The sequence below is a fragment of the Streptomyces sp. V4I23 genome (assembly GCF_030817975.1).
Classification (GTDB): domain Bacteria; phylum Actinomycetota; class Actinomycetes; order Streptomycetales; family Streptomycetaceae; genus Streptomyces.
Map to the genome: position 1 here is coordinate 330,358 of NZ_JAUSZW010000004.1, position 15,535 is coordinate 345,892.

17 protein-coding genes are annotated in these 15,535 nt (G+C 73.5%); 6 read left to right on the forward strand and 11 right to left on the reverse strand.

The features are described 5' to 3' along the window. Positions 1-9 precede the first annotated feature (9 nt). The 6 genes from QFZ82_RS03830 to QFZ82_RS03855 all read right to left on the reverse strand — a co-directional run bounded on the left by QFZ82_RS03830 (position 10) and on the right by QFZ82_RS03855 (position 7,303). The gene (locus tag QFZ82_RS03830; protein WP_307711759.1) at positions 10-1,698 is read right to left on the reverse strand and encodes an urease subunit alpha; all 1,689 of its coding nucleotides are present in this window, start codon (positions 1,696-1,698) and stop codon (positions 10-12) included. After that, positions 1,695-2,273, reverse strand: coding sequence for an urease subunit gamma (gene ureA / locus QFZ82_RS03835; RefSeq protein WP_307711760.1), 579 nt, complete (start codon positions 2,271-2,273; stop codon positions 1,695-1,697). The genes QFZ82_RS03830 and ureA overlap by 4 nt, the downstream gene beginning before the upstream one ends. A 464-nt stretch (positions 2,274-2,737) precedes the next feature. Then, positions 2,738-3,034, reverse strand: a complete 297-nt coding sequence (locus QFZ82_RS03840) for a hypothetical protein (protein ID WP_307711761.1) — start codon at positions 3,032-3,034, stop codon at positions 2,738-2,740. Positions 3,035-3,392: 358 nt separating this feature from the next. Beyond that, entirely contained in the window at positions 3,393-4,607 is a 1,215-nt protein-coding gene (locus QFZ82_RS03845) for a CdaR family transcriptional regulator (protein ID WP_307711762.1), read from the reverse strand. Between the two features lie 38 nt (positions 4,608-4,645). Next, positions 4,646-6,451: a gamma-glutamyltransferase family protein gene (locus QFZ82_RS03850; protein WP_307711763.1), complete on the reverse strand. Its 1,806-nt coding sequence runs from the start codon at positions 6,449-6,451 to the stop codon at positions 4,646-4,648. Between the two features lie 126 nt (positions 6,452-6,577). Continuing rightward, entirely contained in the window at positions 6,578-7,303 is a 726-nt protein-coding gene (locus QFZ82_RS03855) for a GntR family transcriptional regulator (RefSeq protein WP_307711764.1), read from the reverse strand. 65 nt (positions 7,304-7,368) lie between these two features. Here QFZ82_RS03855 and QFZ82_RS03860 point away from each other — a divergent pair, with 65 nt between their 5' ends. Both QFZ82_RS03860 and QFZ82_RS03865 read left to right on the forward strand, forming a co-directional pair. Beyond that, positions 7,369-7,791, forward strand: coding sequence for a VOC family protein (locus QFZ82_RS03860; protein WP_307711765.1), 423 nt, complete (start codon positions 7,369-7,371; stop codon positions 7,789-7,791). After that, positions 7,788-8,540: an SDR family NAD(P)-dependent oxidoreductase gene (locus QFZ82_RS03865; RefSeq protein WP_373429226.1), complete on the forward strand. Its 753-nt coding sequence runs from the start codon at positions 7,788-7,790 to the stop codon at positions 8,538-8,540. The genes QFZ82_RS03860 and QFZ82_RS03865 overlap by 4 nt, the downstream gene beginning before the upstream one ends. 158 nt (positions 8,541-8,698) lie before the next feature. Here QFZ82_RS03865 and QFZ82_RS03870 read toward each other — a convergent pair whose 3' ends face one another. Next, on the reverse strand, positions 8,699-9,061 hold the full coding sequence (locus tag QFZ82_RS03870; protein WP_307711766.1) for a hypothetical protein: 363 nt from the start codon (positions 9,059-9,061) through the stop codon (positions 8,699-8,701). A 262-nt stretch (positions 9,062-9,323) separates the two neighbouring features. Between QFZ82_RS03870 and QFZ82_RS03875 the strand changes: the two genes are divergently transcribed. The 3 genes from QFZ82_RS03875 to QFZ82_RS03885 all read left to right on the forward strand — a co-directional run bounded on the left by QFZ82_RS03875 (position 9,324) and on the right by QFZ82_RS03885 (position 11,099). Then, on the forward strand, positions 9,324-9,482 hold the full coding sequence (locus tag QFZ82_RS03875) for a hypothetical protein (protein ID WP_307711767.1): 159 nt from the start codon (positions 9,324-9,326) through the stop codon (positions 9,480-9,482). A 269-nt stretch (positions 9,483-9,751) separates the two neighbouring features. Then, complete coding sequence (locus QFZ82_RS03880; protein ID WP_307711768.1) at positions 9,752-10,540, forward strand: hypothetical protein; 789 nt, start codon at positions 9,752-9,754, stop codon at positions 10,538-10,540. Between the two features lie 154 nt (positions 10,541-10,694). Next, positions 10,695-11,099: a ChaB family protein gene (locus QFZ82_RS03885; protein ID WP_307711769.1), complete on the forward strand. Its 405-nt coding sequence runs from the start codon at positions 10,695-10,697 to the stop codon at positions 11,097-11,099. A gap of 39 nt (positions 11,100-11,138) precedes the next feature. Here QFZ82_RS03885 and QFZ82_RS03890 read toward each other — a convergent pair whose 3' ends face one another. The 3 genes from QFZ82_RS03890 to QFZ82_RS03900 are packed head-to-tail and all read right to left on the reverse strand — an operon-like array spanning position 11,139 to position 13,551. Beyond that, on the reverse strand, positions 11,139-11,894 hold the full coding sequence (locus QFZ82_RS03890) for a polysaccharide deacetylase family protein (RefSeq protein WP_373429227.1): 756 nt from the start codon (positions 11,892-11,894) through the stop codon (positions 11,139-11,141). Next, positions 11,888-12,766: a DMT family transporter gene (locus tag QFZ82_RS03895; RefSeq protein ID WP_307711770.1), complete on the reverse strand. Its 879-nt coding sequence runs from the start codon at positions 12,764-12,766 to the stop codon at positions 11,888-11,890. Before QFZ82_RS03895 ends, QFZ82_RS03890 begins: the two co-directional genes overlap by 7 nt. Further along, positions 12,763-13,551, reverse strand: a complete 789-nt coding sequence (locus tag QFZ82_RS03900) for an SDR family oxidoreductase (RefSeq protein ID WP_307711771.1) — start codon at positions 13,549-13,551, stop codon at positions 12,763-12,765. The genes QFZ82_RS03895 and QFZ82_RS03900 overlap by 4 nt, the downstream gene beginning before the upstream one ends. Before the next feature lie 242 nt (positions 13,552-13,793). Between QFZ82_RS03900 and QFZ82_RS03905 the strand changes: the two genes are divergently transcribed. Continuing rightward, a complete protein-coding gene (locus QFZ82_RS03905; protein WP_307711772.1) occupies positions 13,794-14,906 on the forward strand; it encodes a galactosyldiacylglycerol synthase in 1,113 nt (370 codons plus the stop codon). Positions 14,907-15,004: 98 nt separating this feature from the next. Here the strand turns inward: QFZ82_RS03905 and QFZ82_RS03910 are convergent, their stop codons facing one another. Further along, the gene (locus QFZ82_RS03910) at positions 15,005-15,421 is read right to left on the reverse strand and encodes a DUF2795 domain-containing protein (protein WP_307711773.1); all 417 of its coding nucleotides are present in this window, start codon (positions 15,419-15,421) and stop codon (positions 15,005-15,007) included. Positions 15,422-15,535 lie beyond the last annotated feature (114 nt).

The window sequence follows — 15,535 nt, forward strand, 5'->3', positions numbered from 1 at the left end:
CGCAACCGTTCAGGCGAGGTTCTGGAGCCGGGTCAGCGGCAGGTCAGCGGCGTGGTGGATGTCGACGGGGCGCCCGTCCACCAGCACCGCGTCGGGGGTCGTCGGGACCCGGACGTCGGGTACGGCGGTGTTGGCGACCATGTCGCCTCGGGTGAGCCCCCGGCTGCCCCGCAGGGGCGTGTAGCGGATACCGGCGGGCAGCGCCTCGCGGGCGGCCCGGTCGTCGAGGCAGGCCGGGGAGACGAAGACGGTCGACAGCCGGCGGGGCGCGCCGCCGAGGCCGCCGAAGTAGGGCTTCATCACGCGGGGCTGGGTGAGCCGGGTGGAGCCGGAGCCCGATCCCGACACGCCCCAGGCGACGAAGCCGGACTTGAGGACGAGTTCCGGCTGGGCGCCGAAGGTCACGGGCCGCCACAGGACGATGTCGGCGATGCTGCCGGACCGGAGCGATCCGACATCGGCGGCCATGCCGTGGGCGATGGCCGGGTTCAGCGTGATCTTTGCCAGGTAGCGCAGCACCCGCGCGTTGTTCACGACACCGGGTCCGCTCTCGCCTGCCAACTGCGCTTGGACATGGGCCAGTTGCCAGGTACGTCGGGCGGTTTCGGCGATCCTGCCCATGCCCATGGAGTCGGAGTTGACGATGCTGATCGCCCCGAGGTCGTGCAGGGCGTTCTCGGCGGCGATGGCGTGTTCGCGCACGCGGCTCGCCGCGATCGACAGATCGCTGTCCACGTCGTGGTGGCCGCGGTGCACGGTCAGCGTCATCGGCAGCAGCTCGGCGACGGTCGCCGGGGTCAGCGGCAGCGTGGGGGTGGTGGAGGAGGTCAGGACGTGCGGCTGCGAGACGATCTCCAGCAGGTCGGGGTGCCCGCCGCCGCCCTCGACGTGGTACGCGTGCACGGTGCGCCCGCGCGTGGCGTCCAGCGTGTCGGCGAGGTATCCGGACTCGTTGAGCGTGTCGGTGTGCAGGGCGACGGGCAGGTCGCTGTGTTCCGCGACGCCGAGACAGGTGTCGACGATCCGGGGCGTCGCGCCCCAGTCCTCGTGGATCTTGAACCCGCCGGCTCCGGCCAGGACGGCGCGCTCCAGCAGTTCCTGCGAGGACGACGAGCCACGGGCGAGGAAAGCCACGTTGACCGGCGTGTCACGCCACGCCTCGAGCAGGCTGTGCAGGTTGTACGCGGGGTTGGCGCCCACGTCCCACACGCCGCCGATGCCCATGCCCACCAGGGACGTGACACCCGCGGAGAGCGCCGCGGGGACGACCTCGGGGCTGGAGAGGTGGACGTGCGAGTCCACCACGCCGGGCGTGGCGATCAGCCCCTCCCCCGTGATCATCGCGGTGTGGGAGTCGACGACGAGCTCCACACCGTCGGTGGTCTCGGGGTTCCCGGCGCGCCCGACGCCGACGACGCGGCCGTCCTTGATGCCGATGTTGGTCTTCCGGATGCCGATCAGCGGATCCATGACGACGACGCCGAGGATCACCATGTCGAGCGCGCTGTCGCGCGGCGCCCGGCCGGCGACGAGCAGCCCGTCCCGGGCGGTCTTGCCGCAGCCGCCGAGCATCTCCTCGCCGGCCTCGGTGTCGTCGGCCTCGACCTCGACCCACAGGCCGGTGTCGGCGAGCCGGATCCGGTCGCCGGTGGTCGGGCCGTACAGGGACGCGTAGGCGCGCCGGGACATCCGGCTCATCGGTCTCCTCCTCGCGTCACCACGGTGACGGTGCGGGTCTCGGCGGGTTCGAAGCGCTCGGACGTTCCCGCGGGAATGTCCAGCCGGCGGCCGCGGGCGGCGTCGCGGTCGAGGTCGAGCGCGTCGTTCGCCTCCTCCAGCGGGAAGTGGGACGAGATCCACACCGGCCTGGGCCCGCGGTTGGTGATCTCCAGCGCTGTGCGGGGGCGTCCGGGCGCGAGCTCCGCGTCCCCCGCGCCGGCCAGCACCGCGCCGGGCCCGGTGGGGTCACCGGCGCCGAACGGCTCGGGGACGTGCACCAGACTGGAGCCGTGCGGGAAGAGGGCTTCCACCTGCAGGCTGGGGACGGCCTCGGCGACTCCGGGGAGCAGCAGGTCGCGCGGGACGACGTGCGCGGCGCGCTCGACGACGCTCTCCAGCGGCGTTCCGTCCCAGGCCATCTCGAGGATCTCGTCGCAGACCAGGGCGACGGCCTCGGTCGCGCCGAGGCGGGCTCCCCGGGCCAGCCGCCGTCGGGCGAGCTCGGCCGCAGTGAAGAGCGTCAGCCTCTCCTGCTCGCGCGGAGTCAGATGCATGGGATGCGTCCCCCTCGGAATCGTGTGCGGCCGAGCGGCCTGCTGGGGTGATGCACAACACCATGCGCGTCGGCGCGGGCGTGAACAATGACGAAACGCTCCGTGCTGGGACGCCGTCGTTGGGCACATGCACAGTCCGCCCGGTGCGGCCTGCGGTTCCGGGGGCGCGGCGGTCCGGCGGCGCGAGCCCGGCGGGCGTGTTCTCGCAAGGTCGCGGCGATCACGGCTCCGCAGGAGGCTCGGCCACGGCACGGTCGCGGTCGTCCCGGTGCGGCGTCCGGGCCACGGGGACGCGACGGCGATGTGCCGGCCGGCGCGATGATCTCGCATGATGATCAGCAGCGACTTCGGCCGGGCGGTCTGTGTCCAGTACGGCACGGCGCACACGCCCGCCCAGTCGGGCGGGGTTCACCGAACCCGGCCCGACTGGGCGTCACCGTTGATGCGCCGTCAACTCCTAGGCGTCAGTGGCGGTCACCGCCCCTGTCGCCGTTGTCGTGGCCGTTGTCGTCGTTGTCGTGGTGGTTCCCGTTGCCTCCGCGGCCGTCGTCGTTGTCGTGGTGGTTCCCGTTGCCTCCGCGGCCGTCGTCGTCATCGCAGTTGTCGTCGTGACGGTCCCAGTAGTCGTATTCGCAGTCCTCGTACGAAGTCGAGTGCGACGAATCGGCGGCACTCGCAACGCCGGCTCCGCCGAAGGCGAGAGCCACAGCTGCGAACAGGCCGGCGAAGAGCTGGAGGATCCTGGTCGTCTTTGCCCGCATTGGTCTTCCTTCCGGGGCGTAGACGGGGCCGATGGCCCGCAGAGGCGAAGCAGCGCAAGAAGCAGCACAAGAGGTGCAGCAGCATGATGCGTTCGCGACAGGGGCCCGGTACGACGGCGCCGGGTGACTGGAAGCGCCACCACCGGCTCACGCACTGAACGCGCGGCATCGGGCAACCCCTGCGGCGGGGAATCCGCCCCTCGGAATCGTTCAATCTGCCCCTAAACTAGGCATACCGCCAGATGAAAGTCAAACGGTGCAAATTGCTTTGCGCACAGGGGGGATGGGACCGCACCGGTACTGCTCGGAGCCGCAGTGGGCCCGGGTGGCGCGTTCGGGCAGCGGAGCGTACGGTCCGTCAGGCGGGCCCGCCGCGCGCACAGCGCAGAGCGAACAGCACGGTCGCCGCGTCGACGGGGTTGGTCGGCTGGTAGCCCGTGAGTTCCGAGAACCGGCTCAGCCGGTTGAGCACCGTGTTCCGGTGGCAGTACAGCTCGCGTGTGGTCGCCGAGACGGACCCCGTCCGGCAGTAGGTGACCACTGTCTCCAGGAGGCGGTCGCGTTCCTGCGGCGGCAGCGGGCCCAGTCCCGCGAGCACGGAGTCGGCGAGCATCCCGGCCATGGCGCCCAGACGTGCCGCAGCGACGGGCATCCACGCGTCGCTGAGTGTCACGGGACCGGCCGCCGAACTGTCCAGCGTGGCGGCGATCGCCTCGGCCACCCGCACCATGTCCGGCACCTGCCCCAGCCCGTGGGCGACCGGGGCGAGGGCGCAGGGCACGTCGTGCAGCCACCGGTCCGGCACCGTGCCTGCGGGGCGGGGCAGCTGGGCGACCAGCACCAGTGTGCCGTTGTGGTCCTGGAGGTGGGTTCCCTGTGCGGTGAGCCGCGCCGTGACGGCCCGGCGCAGGTCCTGCTGGAACTCCTGCGGGACCACCGCCACGGCGAAGTCCGACTGGGCGCCGACCTGCAGCATGGTCGCGACCTGCGCGACGAGCTGCTGGTCGCGGCCGTCGGACGACAGGAGTCTGCCCATGAGGGCGGTGCGCTCGCGCTCCCGCTGGCGGGCGAGGACGGCGACCTGGTCGAGGTAGGCGGCGTGGACGTTCACGGTGTGGAACTCCACCGCGTCCCACACGCGTACCGCGCTGCGGGTCAGTTCCGGCAGGTCCGCGGGCGCGATGCGCTCCAGGAAGGCGGTCCACAACACCTGGAAGTCCATACGCACCGCTTGCAGCAGCCGCTCGAGCGGCACGCCCTGACGGGCGCGACGGCGTCCGAGGCGCTCGGGCACCCCGCGCAGTTCGTCGGACACCGGCAGGCCGCCGACGAGCCGCAGCAGCAGCTCGAAGCAGGCGCGAGCGGTCTCGCGCAGGTCCTCGGCCGACACGGTGCCCTGGTAGTCGTCGAAGGACGAGACCCGGGCGACGTAGCGGCCCACGAGGTCGTCGACGTCGTCCAGGCAGTCCCGGACGAGGGCGCGCAGTTCCTCCGAAGGCGGGGCACCGGCCTCGTCGGCCCTGCGCCCGCCGAAGGCCGGCCCTCCGTCGCCGGTAGGGGGTGCATTGTGCATGTGCCCATTATCGGCGACGCCGGAACGTCGCGCCCGGATCAGCGGCCCACCGCGTACCCCTGCATCCCCCTCGGGTTGGCTCCCGCCGACAGGATGCCGGTCTCCGGGTCACGGGACACCGCGCACAGACGGCCCTCCGACCACGCATCACCGGTCGAGACGTCGTGTCCGCGGCGCCGCAGCTCCTCGGTCACCTCCGGTCCGATGCGGGACTCGACCGTGACGCCGCCCGGTCGCATCTGCCGCGGGTAGAACGAGCCGGGGAAGCTGTCGGTGTGCCAGTTGGGCGCGTCGATCGCTCCCTGGAGGTCGAGTCCGCCGCGTACCGGGTCCCGCAGCGCGACCGCGAGGAAGAAGTGCAGTTGCCACTGGTCCTGCTGGTCGCCGCCGGGGGTGCCGAAGGCCATGACGGGTACGCCGCCCCGCAGGGCGAGCGAGGGGGTGAGGGTGGTGCGCGGGCGGCGGCCGGGGGTCAGGGAGTTGGGCAGGCCGGGGTCGAGCCAGGTCATCTGCAGCCGCGTGCCGAGCGGGAAGCCGAGGGACGGCACCATCGGGTTGGACTGGAGCCAGCCGCCGCTGGGGGTGGCGGCGACCATATTGCCCCACCGATCCACGATGTCGAGGTGGCAGGTGTCGCCGCTCGTGGCGCCGTTCCCTGCGACGGTCGGCTCGCCCGCGCCCGGGGCGCCCCCGGCGTCGCGGCCGGGCCCGCCCGCCGCGACGGCGAGCGCGTGCCGGCTCAGCCGGGGCGTGCGCCCGTCGGGGCTGCCGGGGCGCAGCTCGTACGACGCCGTGTCGCCGATCAGCGCACGGCGCTCGGCGTTGTACACGTCGGACAGCAGGGTCTTGACGGGCACGGTTCCGGGGCCGTCGGCGTCGCCGTACCAGGCCTCGCGGTCGGCCATGGCGAGTTTGGCGCCCTCGACGAGGGTGTGGACGTACGCGGCGCTGCCGTACGCGGGGAGCCGGCCGGGGAGCAGGGCCAGTTGTTGCAGGAGGGCCGGGCCCTGGGACCAGCCGCCGGCCTTGCAGACCGTCCAGCCGTTCCAGTCGTAGGTGACCGGGTCCTCGTAGGTGGCGCGGTGGGCGGCGAGGTCGTCGCCGGTGAGGGTGCCGGCGTGACGGGTGCCGGAGGTGTCGAGGGTGGGGCGGGCGGCTGCTTCGGCCAGCGCCTCGGCGACGAACCCTTCCCGCCAGACCCGCCTGGCGGCGTCGATCTGCGTCTCGCGGCCGCTCCCGGCGGCCTGTGCCTCGGCGAGCAGCCGGCGCCATGTGGCGGCGAGTGCCGGGTTCTTGAGGAGCCGTCCGGGCGCCGGGGCCCGCCCGCCGGGCAGATAGACCTCGGCGGAGGACGTCCACTCCGTCGTGAACAGCTCGCGCACGGTCTCGACCGTCTGCCCGACGCGCTCGACGGGCGGGTGGCCCGCCTCGGCGTACCCGATGGCGTACGTCAGCACCGAGGCGAGGGACTTCGTGCCATGGTCGCGCAGCAGCAGCATCCACGCGTCGAACGCGCCGGGAACGGCGGCGGCGAGGGGCCCGGTCCCCGGCACGAGGTCCAGGCCGAGTGCGGTGCAGTGGGCGATGGTGGCCCTGGCGGGCGCCGGGCCCTGGCCGCACAGGACCCGTACCGGCCCGCCCGCGGGCGCGAGGATGATCGGGACCTCGCCGGCGGGGCCGTTGAGGTGGGGTTCGACGACGTGCAGCACGAAGCCGGCGGCGACGGCCGCGTCGTAGGCGTTGCCGCCGTCCTCCAGGACGGCCATGGCGGACTGCGAGGCCAGCCAGTGGGTGGACGACACCATGCCGAAGGTGCCCTGGAGGGTGGGTCGGGTGGTGAACACGTTCGGCGGCTCCCTCTGATCGCGGTGCGGGCTGATCGCGGTGCGGGGCGGTGGCGTGTGGTGGGCCAGGAGCCGGCGGGCCGGCGAGCGCCGCCCCGGCACGACCGTGCCCGGCACCCGCTCCGGTCAGACGACGGCTCCCCCGCCGAGCTGCCCGCACAGTACCCGGCAGGCCGACAACACATGCTCCTCGGCGGCCTGTTGCAACGTCACGACGTCCCGGTCCCTGATCAGACGCACCAGCTCGCGGTGCTCGTCGACGACCACCGCGCGGTAGTTCTCGTACCCGAGCCGGACGCGGGTCAGCTGGAACAGGTGCACCTGCGAACGCACCGCCGCCCAGCCGTCGTACAGCCGGCGGTTACGGGCCAGGCGGTAGATCCGGTCGTGGAAGTCGAGGTCGAGGGCGAGCAGACGGGGTCCGCCGGCGCCACGGCCGAGTTCCGCCGCCATCGTGTCGACGATGCTGTCCAGCTCGGCGACCTCCTCCTCGGTGGCGCGTTCGGCGGCGAGGCGCGCGGCCAGCCGTTCGAGAGCGGCGCGGACGGCGTAGACCTCCTCCGCCTCGTCCGGTGTCACGTCGATGATCTTCGTGCCGCGGTGCCACTCGCTCCGGATGAGCCCTTCCCGGGCGAGCACGGACAGGCCCTCGCGGACCGAGCCCCTGCTGATGTCCAGCGAGGCAGCGAGCTCGACCTCGCGCAGCGGCGCTCCGGGCGGGAACCGCCCGCCGAGAATCGCCTCGCGGATGCTGTCCGCCGCCTCCTCGGCGAGACCCCGGCGCCGCGCTCGGCCGACGGCAGGGTCCTGCGCCGAGGCCCGCGGCGCTGTCGGGGTCCCGGGGATGTCCACGAGTCAATGTTGACATTCGGACATGGGGCGGTCAAAGTCGGGTGACGCCACGGAAGGAGCCCCGCATGTCCCGCCCCGGCTTCCATCTCGCCGTACCCGTCGACGATCTGGCCGCGGCACGCCGGTTCTACGGCGAGGTGCTCGCACTTCCCGAGGGCCGCTCCGCGGACACCTGGATCGACTGGAACTTCCACGGACATCAGGTGGTCACGCATCTCGACGGCAATCGGGCCGCAGGGCGCCCGGTGCGGGGCGCCGTGGACGGCCACCATGTGCCGGTACCGCACTTCGGCCTCATCCTGTCCGTCCCGGACTTCCACGAGCTGGCGGAACGCCTGCGCGCGGCAGACACCGCGTTCGTCATCGAGCCCTACGTGCGCTTCGCGGGCGAACCCGGGGAACAGTGGACGATGTTCCTGCTCGACCCGGCGGGCAACGCCCTGGAGTTCAAGGCGTTCCAGGACGAGTCGCAGGTCTTCGCCAAGTGAACCGGGGTGTGTTGGTGACCGGCGCGTCACGGGGCATCGGACGCGCTGTCGCCGCGGCGTTCGCCCGGCAGGGCGACCGGGTCGCGGTGCACTGCTCCACCCGGCAGTCCGACGCGGAGGAGACGCTCGCCGGTCTGGACGGTGGCGGCCACACACTGGTCCAGGGCGACCTCACCGATGCGGCGCGCGTCGAATCCCTGGTAGCCGAGGCCGACGAGGCGCTCGGCGGCGTGGACGTCCTGGTGAACAACGCCGCGGTGATGATCCGTCACCCGCTGCCCAGCACGTCGTACACGGACTGGCAGGAGGCGTGGCAGCGCACCGCCGCCGTGAACCTGTTCGGCGCCGTCAACGTCAGCTACTGCGCCGCCCGCCGCATGATCGACGGCGGCCGGGCCGGGCGCATCGTGAACATCGGCTCACGCGGCGCGTTCCGGGGCGAGCCCGACCATCCGGCGTACGGCGCCACCAAGGCGGCGCTGCACGCGTTCGGCCAGTCGCTGGCCGTCTCGCTCGCGCCGCACGGCATCGCGGTCGCCTCGGTGGCGCCCGGTTTCGTCGCCACCGAGCGGGTCGCCGACCGGCTCAGCGGCGCGGAGGGCGAGCAGATCCGGTCGCAGAGCCCCTTCGGCCGCGTCGCGGCCCCGGAGGAGATCGCCTCCGCCGTGCTCCATCTCGCCTCGCCCGAAGCCACGTGGTGCTCGGGCGCGGTCCTGGACGTCAACGGAGCCTCGTACCTGCGCACCTGAGCGGCCGACGCGAAGGGGCCGGCGTCCATGCGGACGCCGGCCCCTTTTCGGCCCCGGTGTACGAGCCGGCCTGCAGCGAAATGAGTTGCACGTCCTTCGCGCGGCGTTTTCCTTTTCTCCACAAACCCGAACGGGCCGTGAATGCATCGGGAATTCGGTCAGAGGCGGCGGACTCGCGAGGAGATACCGTGACCGACCAGCAGATAGATCACTGCGGGCAGTCCGTAATTGAGGAGAACGCGAAGACCGTCCGTGTCCATCGTGAAAATGTCCTGTGACCACCACGCCAGCCAGTCGGCCATCCCCTCGACGAACTCGACGAAGATGTTCGAACGGTTGGCCTCGAGCAGGTAGAGCAGGATCCACAGCCCCAGGAACACCGCGGCGACGTCGGCGATCGTGTGGATGACCAGGGCGGCCCGGCGTGCGGCGGACCCGTCCCCGTCACGGGAGCGGCGTGGTTCGCCGCTCTGGTTGAAGTCGTACTGCCGCTGGTCCGGCAGGGGTTCGGTGTTACTCACTGGAGTCCCAATCTGACGCGTACACCGCCTCGACGGCACGGAAGCGCGGTCACTGCGCAAAGAGAATTCCCGCAGCGGGAGAAATCCCGGCCGTGACCGCCCACAGGGCGCTCGTCGCGCCCCTGCCCGAAACTGCGCCGCACGCGGACGAAGCGTTACACGCAGGCCGGACAGGCCCGATATCGACGACTACGAGAATTTCCGTCGCCCAAGACCGACCGGCCCGCAACGCCGCCCGGAACAGGGCGTCCGCGGAGGCGATGTGCATCCGGACGCGGACGTGGAAGCGGTCGCGGCGTACTGCACCGCCGTCCGCCAGGGCATGTCCGTACGGGCGCGCGACGGCGCCTCGCAGGCAGAGCTGGACCGTACCGCCGACCTCGCGACGGCGTCGTGGGACGTGGTGACCGGGACCGGCTGACGTCTCAGCAGCCGGCTCCCCGGCCGGGCCGCCGGTGCCTGCGCCCGCGTACCCCGGCACCACCGCGAGGTCACGGCCGGCGGCCGATCTTTGCAGAAGCATCACAAGTAATGCGCAGCGCCTGCCGAGATCGCGGCTAGCGTTGCTGGCCGACCGAACCCATGCGCGACAGCGCACAAGGCGCCGATGTCTCTGGCAGCTCCGGCAGCACAGAAAGTTTGCAGATGGACTACTGCTCGTCATGTCGTCGGCACCTCAACGGAGCTCTGGTGTGCCCGGGTTGCGGCGCGTACGCACCGGACATCGCCCCGCCCTCTCACAGCGGTGACCAGGCGACGACGGCCACGGCGGAGTGGGACTCGTTCCGCGCGGAGCGGTCGCCCGCCCCCAAGCCGCCGTCCGGACCCGGTTCCCGGGACGTCGCCGGCGCACGAGCGGGGACGGCCGTGCCGGACGGCTCCGCGGGCGACGGACCGGTCACGGCCTCCGGATCCACCGCTTCCGGCGCGCCGGGCCGTGCGGCCCGGCGGCGGCAGCTCGCCCGCTGGAAGAAGAACCGGCGCCGCGCCGTGGCCGGAACGGCCATCGCCCTCGTCGGCGGCGGCCTCACCATCGCGGCGCTGCCCTCCGGGTCCTCCAAGGGCAAGATGAACGCGGTCTCGGCGCCCGACACCGTCACCCCCAACGCGGCCCGGATGAGCGAGCCCATCTCGCCGTCCGCGGAGCCGGCCAAGAAGGCGACGCGGAAGCCGGACAGCGGTCCCTCCCCGACCGCCGTCCCGCGGCAGCGGACTGCGACGATCACCGTGGCCCGCCCCGCGGCCACGCCTCCGCCGCAGCGCCCTGCCACGGAGGCGGCCGCACGGCCGGAGGCGCAGCGCTCCGAGGCCCCGGCCCCGCGGCCCACGGCCGACGACTCCGCCGCGCAGAAGCCGAGCGCCTCGGGCAGCACGGGCGATTCGGGCACATCGGGCGAGGACCGTGCGGAGGCGACGCCGTCGCAAACGGCGACCACGTCGCCGAGCGAGGTGTGCCTGCTCGTCCTCTGCCTCGGCTGACGGCAGGACGGGCGTCACTCCGACTCGTGACGCCGGAACCGGCGTCCCCTCGACGACCGCGCAGTCTCTGCGCGGTCGTCGGCGTTTCCCCGCGCGGCACCGTTTCGTGCGGAGCGCAGAGGGCACACGGCCTGCATCGCACCGGAGGTGAACCATGCCAGGACGCGAAGAGCTCCCTTCGACGCTGGAGCGCTCGTCCAAGGACGCACAGCGCACATGGATCAAGGCCCACGATTCCGCCGTGGAGCAGTACGGCGAAGGCGAGCGGGCCCATCGGGTCGCCTTCAGCGCGCTCAAGCACACGCATGAGAAGGTCGCCGACCACTGGGAGCGGAAGGAACACGGCCGCAAGGGACCGTCGGACCCGCGGGCGCAGACGCCGCGGCAGCGGCCCGCCCGCAGCGGTGAGGGTGTCGACGAGAACGCCACCAAGCAGCACCTGTACGACCTGGCCCAGCGCCTGGACATCGCGGGCCGGTCCCGGATGAGCAGGTCCGAGCTGCTGGAGGCCATTCGCAAGGAGAACCGTGCGAAGACCCGCCAGGCCCGTTCACAGTGAGACGTGTGGGACGGGGCTGTCCCCGGCCGGCCCCGCCGGTCAGCCGATGCCGTGGTCGGCGAGCCGTCCCACCGTCAGTCCGCGGGACCGGCACTCCTCCACCACCAAGGGCAGCGCGGCCAGCGTGACCCGCCACGAACCGGCCGCGCTGTACGCGTCGGTGTCGTGGAGCAGCACCGTGGCGCCCCCACGCAAAGTGCTCGTGACCTCCGCGAGGACCCTGCCGGGAGTGGCGGATGCGGTCCAGTCGCGACCCCAGGCCGACCAGAGCACCGGCGTCAGCCCGGCGCGGCGTGCCGCTGCCCAGCGTCCGCCGGTGAGGACGCCGTAGGCGGGCCGGTACCAGCGCGGGTACACGCCCGACACTCCGTGGACGGCGTCCGCGGCACGGGCCACGTCATGCGCGTCACGGACCGGGCGGGGCGCCCAGCCGCGTTCGTGGCGCCAGCCGTGCACGGCCAGTTCATGGCCCTCGGCGGCGATGCGGCGCCCCAGCTCGGGATGCCGCGCGAGCCTGCTGCCGAGCACGAAGAACGTGGCGCGCACGCAGAGCCGGTCGAGGGCGCGGAGGAAGTCGGGGGTACTGCCGGGGTCGGGACCGTCGTCGAAGGTGAGGGCCACCCGGCGGGGGTCCCCACGGCCGTCGAGGGTCGCTCCGAGCGCCCCCCGGACGGACGGGATCCAGGTGGCCGCCGGTCCGATGTGCCATGCCGTCACCGCCAGCGCCGCCGCGGCGGCGGCCGGGACGGCGGTCCTGCGCCCGCCGGGCGCGGCCGCGTGTGGGGTGGTCACCACGCTGCCTCCTTGTCTTCCTGGCCCGCGAGCAGGGGCGACCTGGCCAGTTGCGCCGTGCCGGCGACGAGCACGGCCAGTGCGGCCGCCTCGGGCAGGATCCGCAGTCCCAGTTCGACGTGTTCGCCGAACAGCACCGAGCCGAGGACCACGCTGAGCAGGGCGTCGCCCAGGGTCAGCGCGGGCTGCGAGGCGACGAGCGTGCCCGCCCGCAGGGTCACCTGGAGCAGCAGGAAGCTGCCGAGTCCGACGGCGAACGCGGTGTACAACTGCCACGCGGCGAACAGGGCGGCGATGCCTTCGTCCAGCCGTCCCGTCGCGTCCTTGATCAGCGCGGCGGTGCAGGCGAAGCCGAGGGCTGTCGCCGTGCCGAGGACGGCCGCCCGTGGCGCGGACGGGAGGCGCGGTGACACGGCGACGAGCGCGACGACCGCCGTCGCGACGGCTACGGCCGTCCACAGCCACCGGACTCCCGGTACGGTCGCCCGCTCGCCGGACGGTTCGAGGAGTGCGAGGAAGACGGCGAGGCCCGTGGCCATGGCGAGGAAGGCCCACCAGGTGCGGCCGTCCGGGCGGCGGCGGAACACGATGCCGCCGATGGCCAGGGTGAAGAGCAGCTCCGTGGTCATGACGGGCTGCACGACCGACAGCGGGCCGGTGGCGAGGGCGGCCGCCTGGCACAGCCCCGAGACGGCGAGCAGGGCCGCGCCCCAGATCCAGATCGGCCGCCGGACCAGCCGGACCACCCACGACCACGGGCGGGCGGGCTCGCAGGACGGGTCCGCCTCCTCGGCGGCCGCGCGCCGCTGCAGCACGGACGCCGCCGCGTTGCCGAGGGCGGCGAGCAGGGCCAGGACGATCGAGACCGCGATCATCGCGCCGCCGGTTCGGCCCGTCCGGCCAGGTAGCGGAAGAGGCCCGGCGCGACACCGTGCAGCCGCGCCGGCACGGCCAGCCACCCGGGCACGAACAGGTCGCTGCGACCCCGTACGAGTGCCTCCCTGACCGCGTCGGCCACCCGCTCGGCGGGCACCGGACGCGGCCGGCCGCGGTGGTACGGGGCCCCGCGACGGGCGAAGAACTGTGTGTCCACGGCACCGGGCGAGATCACCGACACCCGCACGCGGGTGCCCGCGAGTTCCTGGCGCAGGCTCTCGGCGAAGGCCAGCAGGCCTCCTTTGCCGGCGGCGTAGACGGCCTCGTTGGGCACGCCGACGCAGCCGGCCATCGAGCCGATGAGGACTACCCGCCCCGTCCTGCGCGCCACCATCTGCGGCAGCAGCAGCCGCACCATGTGGATCACCGCGGCGAGATTGACGGTCAGCAGCCGGTCGACGGCCTCGGCGGGCATCGCGGTGAAGGGGCCGTACCAGCCGATGCCCGCCGAGGCGACCAGCGCGTCGACGTGGCCCGCGTGGTCCAGCGCCTGTCGGGCCAGCCGGTCGCGTTCGGCAGGGACCACCAGGTCGGCAGGCAGCGCGTGGCCGCCGGTGCGGCCCGCGACCGCCGCGAGACGGTCGCGGTCACGGCCGCTGAGCAGCAGCCGCCAGCCGCCCTCGGCCGCGAGGGCGGCCGCGACGGCCTCGCCGATGCCCGAGGACGCCCCGGTGACGAGAACGACCGGCGGCACCCCGCCCGAGCGGGCGACGCGCCGCGACATGCCCTGCCCCGCGCCGTGCCGAGCCCGGCGACTGGTCCTGCGCCTCGTCCCACGCACCGGCAGTCCTCCGGATCTCTCGACGGCCTGGCCCCCTGCCAGCTTCGGCGCTGCGGCGGGCAACCGCCCGTCCACGAACGGTCCTCCCGGCGCCGAGTCACCCGAACGGCTCGATTCGGTGTCCGTCCGCCACGGCATGGAGCCCCTGACGAAGCCCGGACGCTCCCTCGGAGGACCAGAGGATCATGCGGCGGCGATTCCTGCTCCTCAGCGCCGGCATGGGCGCGGGCCACGACGCGGTGTCCGCCGAACTGGCCCGCAGGCTGCGCGAGCGCGGCGACCACGCCGTCGTGCGGGACGTGCTGACGCTCCTTCCCCCGGGCGCGGGCCCGGCCGTGCGCTCCTTCTACGAGGCGGCCGTCCGGCACGTTCCCCGGCTGTACGCGGGGATCTACGCCCTGTTCCTGTCCCCCGCCGAGGGACCGCGGCCCAGCAGCACGCCGCTGGCCGCGGCGGCGGAGCGCAGACTCATGGAACTGGTGGAGCTGTGGCGGCCGGACGCGGTCGTCTCCACGTTCCACCTGGCCGCCGAGATCACCGGACGGCTGCGCTCCCAAGGGAGGCTGTCGGTACCCGCGGCCGTCTTCCTCACGGACTTCGCGGTGCACCGAGGGTGGCTGCATCCGGGCAACGACCTGTACGTGTGTGTCACCGAGCAGGCCGCTGCGGCGGTCCGCGCGGAGACCGGGCGGCCCGCGCTGGTGTCGGGACCGGTCGTCGCGCCCCGGTTCCGTACAAAGGCCCGCGCGCGCTCCCACTGGGAGGGCGACTTCGCGCGGCTGGCGCCCGGCCGGGCGCCCGTGCTGCTGTCCACGGGCTCGTGGGGTGTGGGCTCGGCGGTCCCGGACACCGCGCGATCGCTCGCCGGCCACGGATGGCTGCCCGTCGTCCTGTGCGGGCGGGACCGTGCCCTGATGCGACGCACGGCCCGGCTGCCGGGCGTGCTGGGGCATGGATGGGTCCCCGACATGCCCGAGCTCTTCGCGTCGGTGCGGGTCCTGATCGACAATGCGGCCGGGCAGACCGCGGCGCAGGCGCTCGCCTCGGGCGTTCCCGTCATCGGCTACCGGCCCGTCCCGGGCCACGGCGCCGAGGGCGTACGGAGCATGGCGGCGGCCGGCCTCTCCGTCCACGCCCGGGATCTGCCGGAACTGCTGCGGGCCGTGGACCGGCTGGCGTCCGCCGGAGCCGCCCGGGACCGGCAGCGCGCCCGCGGCGCGGCGGCGTTCACCGCCGACGCCGTCGCACTGATCAGTGACTTCTGCCTCCCCGGGCCCGCGGGCCACGGCCCTTCGTGACCCGGTCCGCCGAGTGGGGGCGACGGGGGCCGACGGCGTGTGCGGGCGGCCGGCGGGGCCCTCTGCACTCCTTCGGTCGTGGTCCTTCTCGTGGTTCCTCAGGTGGTGGGCCGGTGACCGAGCGCCCTGACGATCTCGTCCGCGTTGTGGAAGGTGCCGTCCTCCGGGAGCCGGCGCGCCTCTTCCAGCACCGGTTCGGGCGCGTGGCTCTCCTCCAAGGCGCGCAGCACTGCACGGCGGTCCGCCGGGAACACCGTCCGGTCGAGGTGCCGGGCGAGCTCCAGGCGCAGGGCGTCGGCACCGGCCTGCGCCTCGGCCTGCTCGCGGGCCTCTCCGGGGGGCGGGACCGGACCGCCCGGGTGCACCGCGACGTCGTCGTCGGCGGTGGGCTCCGGGTCGTAGGCCTCTTCCGCGTGCGTGTGCCGGCCGGACCGGAGGTAGCCCTCCAGTTCGTGCTTCCGCTCGTCGTCCTCGCGCGGGCTCACCGGGTTGCTGCCTCGCTCCATCCTGTTCATGTCCTGGGCGCCTCCTTCGTTCCTGCGCGTGCTTGGGGTGCCCTGCCGCAGGGCCGGGTACCCGAGTACGGCAGACCCATACGAACCGGCCGCCCGGCGCCGGAGCGCGCTGTG

Bases quoted from the DNA above. Each gene is read 5' to 3' on its own strand.
- QFZ82_RS03910 (WP_307711773.1), bottom strand. From the start codon at position 15,421: ATGAACAGGATGGAGCGAGGCAGCAACCCGGTGAGCCCGCGCGAGGAC.
- QFZ82_RS03830 (WP_307711759.1), bottom strand. From the start codon at position 1,698: ATGAGCCGGATGTCCCGGCGCGCCTACGCGTCCCTGTACGGCCCGACC.
- QFZ82_RS03885 (WP_307711769.1), top strand. From the start codon at position 10,695: ATGCCAGGACGCGAAGAGCTCCCTTCGACGCTGGAGCGCTCGTCCAAG.
- QFZ82_RS03845 (WP_307711762.1), bottom strand. From the start codon at position 4,607: ATGCACAATGCACCCCCTACCGGCGACGGAGGGCCGGCCTTCGGCGGG.
- QFZ82_RS03860 (WP_307711765.1), top strand. From the start codon at position 7,369: ATGTCCCGCCCCGGCTTCCATCTCGCCGTACCCGTCGACGATCTGGCC.
- QFZ82_RS03895 (WP_307711770.1), bottom strand. From the start codon at position 12,766: ATGATCGCGGTCTCGATCGTCCTGGCCCTGCTCGCCGCCCTCGGCAAC.
- ureA (WP_307711760.1), bottom strand. From the start codon at position 2,273: ATGCATCTGACTCCGCGCGAGCAGGAGAGGCTGACGCTCTTCACTGCG.
- QFZ82_RS03840 (WP_307711761.1), bottom strand. From the start codon at position 3,034: ATGCGGGCAAAGACGACCAGGATCCTCCAGCTCTTCGCCGGCCTGTTC.
- QFZ82_RS03905 (WP_307711772.1), top strand. From the start codon at position 13,794: ATGCGGCGGCGATTCCTGCTCCTCAGCGCCGGCATGGGCGCGGGCCAC.
- QFZ82_RS03900 (WP_307711771.1), bottom strand. From the start codon at position 13,551: ATGTCGCGGCGCGTCGCCCGCTCGGGCGGGGTGCCGCCGGTCGTTCTC.